Origin of the sequence: Klebsiella sp. Ech2A (assembly GCF_030078455.1) — a bacterium.
In the GTDB taxonomy this organism is placed as follows: Bacteria; Pseudomonadota; Gammaproteobacteria; order Enterobacterales; family Enterobacteriaceae; genus Klebsiella; species Klebsiella terrigena.
In genome coordinates, this window is the sequence record NZ_JAQGFU010000329.1 from 1 (window position 1) to 2886 (window position 2886).

Here is a 2886-nt window from a genome sequence, read left to right on the forward strand (position 1 = left end):
GGCCGTGGTCGGGGAGTCCGGCAGCAGCGAAATTAAAGAACGCATCGCCAGGGTTTTACCGCTGCCGGACTCCCCGACCACGGCCAGCACTTCGCCGGGAGCGAGCGCAAATGAGATGCCTTTTACGACCTCTCGCCCCGCGACGCTAACCCGCAGGTTGCTAACCCGCAATAAGGCGGTTGTATTGTTCATCACTGCATCCTCGGATCGAGATAATCACGTAACGCGTCACCCAGCATGTTCACTCCCAGCAGAGCCAGCGATATACAGAGGCCCGGCAGGAGCGCCAGCCACGGCGCCTGGGCGAGATAGCTGCGGCTGGCGGCCAGCATATTGCCCCACGTCGGTTCCGGAGGCGGCACGCCGAGACCGAGAAATGAGAGCGCGCTTTCTGAAATCAGCACCCAGCCCAGCATCGAGGTTGCCAGCACCGTCAAGGGCGCCAGGCAGTTGGGCAGAATATGACGGCGCAGGATCGCCCATTCGTTATGCCCCATGACCCTGGCCGCAGAAACAAACTCCGCCTCGCTCAATCCCAGCACGGTCCCGCGAACGATGCGTACCACCGAGGGGGTGTAGGCGAGGCCCAGCGACAGAATAATGCCGTAGCGGTTGTTGCCGAGAATGCTCAACAGCGCCAGCGCCAGTAGGATGCCGGGAAAGGCCAGCAGCGCGTCGGTCACCATCATAATCAGCCGGTCCACCACGCCGCGCAGGTAGCCGCTGATAAGCCCCAGCGTAATACCGACCAACAGCGCAAAGCCGACCGTTACCAGGGAGATAGTCATGCTGGCATTCGCCCCGGCCAGCAGGCGGCTCAGCACGTCGCGGCCGTATTCGTCGGTGCCCAGCAGGTGACCCGCGCCCGGGGCCTGCAGCCGCGCCAGAATATTGATCCGCGACGGATCCAGCGGGGTCCAGAAGAAGCCGATGATGCCGGCCAGCGCGATGGTGCCAATCAGCGCGATTCCCAGCAGGGCGTTTGGCGCGAGGACGATATTCTTTCTCTTCACGCAGAAACCCTCGGATTGAACAGTGGATAGAGCGCATCAATCAGCAGATTGGTGAGCACATAGAGCGTGGCGATAAACAGCATACATCCCTGAATAACCGGATAGTCGCGGGCGTAAATGGCGTCCACCAGCAGGCGGCCAAGCCCCGGCAGGCTGAAGACCGTTTCCGTCACCGCCACTCCGCTGAGCAGGTTGCCGAGCGTCAGGCCAATCAGGGTCCACGTCGGCCCGAAGGCATTCGGGAAAACGTGGCGCGTTAACACCGCGCGCTCGCGCAGCCCCTTCGCCCGGGCGTGGGAAACGTAATCAAGCCGCAGCACCTCCAGCGTACTGGCCCGCATCATGCGGACCAGCGCGCCGATCTCCACCAGCACCAGCGTCATCACCGGCATCAGCAGATACAGCAGGCCCGCCTTCAGGTCATCGCTCAATGAGACGTAGCCGACAACCGGCAGCCAGCCCAGCTTCAGGCCAAGCAGCAGCAGAATAAGCAGCCCCATCCAGAAGCTCGGGATCGACAGCAGAAACGTGGAGAACATTACCAGCCCGGTATCCAGGGAGGAGTTTTGTTTCCACGCCGCCAGCATTCCCGCAGGGACCGCGAGCAGCGAGGCGATAACAATGGCCACCAGCACCACGCTTAGCGTCACGCCGAAGCGCTGCAGAATCAAAGGCAGCACCGCCTGACCGCTCTGAATTGAGTGGCCAAAGTCGCCGTGCAGCACGTTAGCGGACCAGATAAAGAACTGCTGCACGATCCCCTGATCCAGCCCCATGCTATGGCGCAGGTCGGCGAGGCTGGACTCCGTCGCCATATCCCCCAGCATCAGCAGGGCCGGATCGCCCGGCACCATGCGCGTCAGCAGAAAGACCAGCACGGTCACCAGCAGCAGCGTCGGAATAGCGGTCAAAATACGGGTAAGCAGAAACTGCAACATGCGCGTCTCCTTATCTCATCAGGCTTTGCTGACGTTCCACAACCGCGCAGCGGCGGCGAGCCAGGATTTATAGCCGCTGATAGCCTTACGGTGCGCGACAATATCCAGTCCGGGATAAAAGATGATCAGCGGAACATCAGCAATCATCTGCTGGTGCAGCTTATCGGTGATGGCCTGGATCCGCGCCGGATCGTCGACGGTGGCCAGCTCATCGGTCATGGCGATAGCCTGCGGATCGCCCCATACCTTGCGTTTCTGCTTCGTTTTATCGCCCACCAGCTGCTCAAACGCCAGCGCCGGGTTAAAGCGCGCGGAGTAGGTGAAGGTCATCATCTGATAGCGCCCTGACTGATAGCGCTCAAGCTGGGTCGCCCACTCCATGGTGGTGACCCGAGCGTTAATGCCCGCCGCCTGCAGCATCGCCTGGATAATAATGGCCATGTCAAAGCTCGGCACGGTCGCGCGTTTATTGGCGATAATCTCCAGCGGCTCGCCTTTATAGCCCGCCTCTTTCAGCAGCCGGGCCGTGCGGGCCGGATCGTACTTATAGCCCTGCTTTTGAATAGTGCTGTAAAACGCCGAGGCCACGGAAATGTTGGAGTTCGACGCCTGCGCCAGATTCTGGCTGGTTCCCAGCGCGATCTGTTCGCTATCCAGCGCAGAGGCTATCGCCTGGCGCAGCTTGACGTTTTTCAGCAGCGGATCGTCGGTCTGAATCAGCATCACGTGACGCTGGGCGTTCGGCGCCACTTCCAGAGCGATATTGGGATCTTTTTTCAGGTCGATGCCGTCAATCGGGCTCACCTGCGCCAGATCCACCGCTCCCGACTGCAGGCCCGCCTTCACCGTTGCCGCATCGGGGATCGCCATAAAGCGCACTTCGTCCACCAGCGCCTTTTTGCCGCCGACAAAGCCATCCTCTTTCCCCCCCCTGG

At 61.2% G+C, this 2886-nt stretch carries 4 protein-coding genes; all 4 read right to left on the minus strand.

The window, feature by feature from the left end:
- Positions 1-192: ATP-binding cassette domain-containing protein (locus PFH44_RS26400; RefSeq protein ID WP_283826668.1), on the minus strand; the 192-nt coding region annotated here is incomplete at its 3' end.
- Positions 192-1013: an ABC transporter permease gene (locus tag PFH44_RS26405; RefSeq protein WP_283826669.1), complete on the minus strand. Its 822-nt coding sequence runs from the start codon at positions 1011-1013 to the stop codon at positions 192-194. The genes PFH44_RS26405 and PFH44_RS26400, both read right to left, overlap by 1 nt.
- Positions 1010-1951, minus strand: coding sequence for an ABC transporter permease (locus PFH44_RS26410; RefSeq protein ID WP_045858579.1), 942 nt, complete (start codon positions 1949-1951; stop codon positions 1010-1012). The genes PFH44_RS26405 and PFH44_RS26410 overlap by 4 nt, the downstream gene beginning before the upstream one ends.
- Positions 1952-1969: 18 nt before the next feature.
- Positions 1970-2886: ABC transporter substrate-binding protein (locus PFH44_RS26415; RefSeq protein WP_283826670.1), on the minus strand; the 917-nt coding region annotated here is incomplete at its 5' end.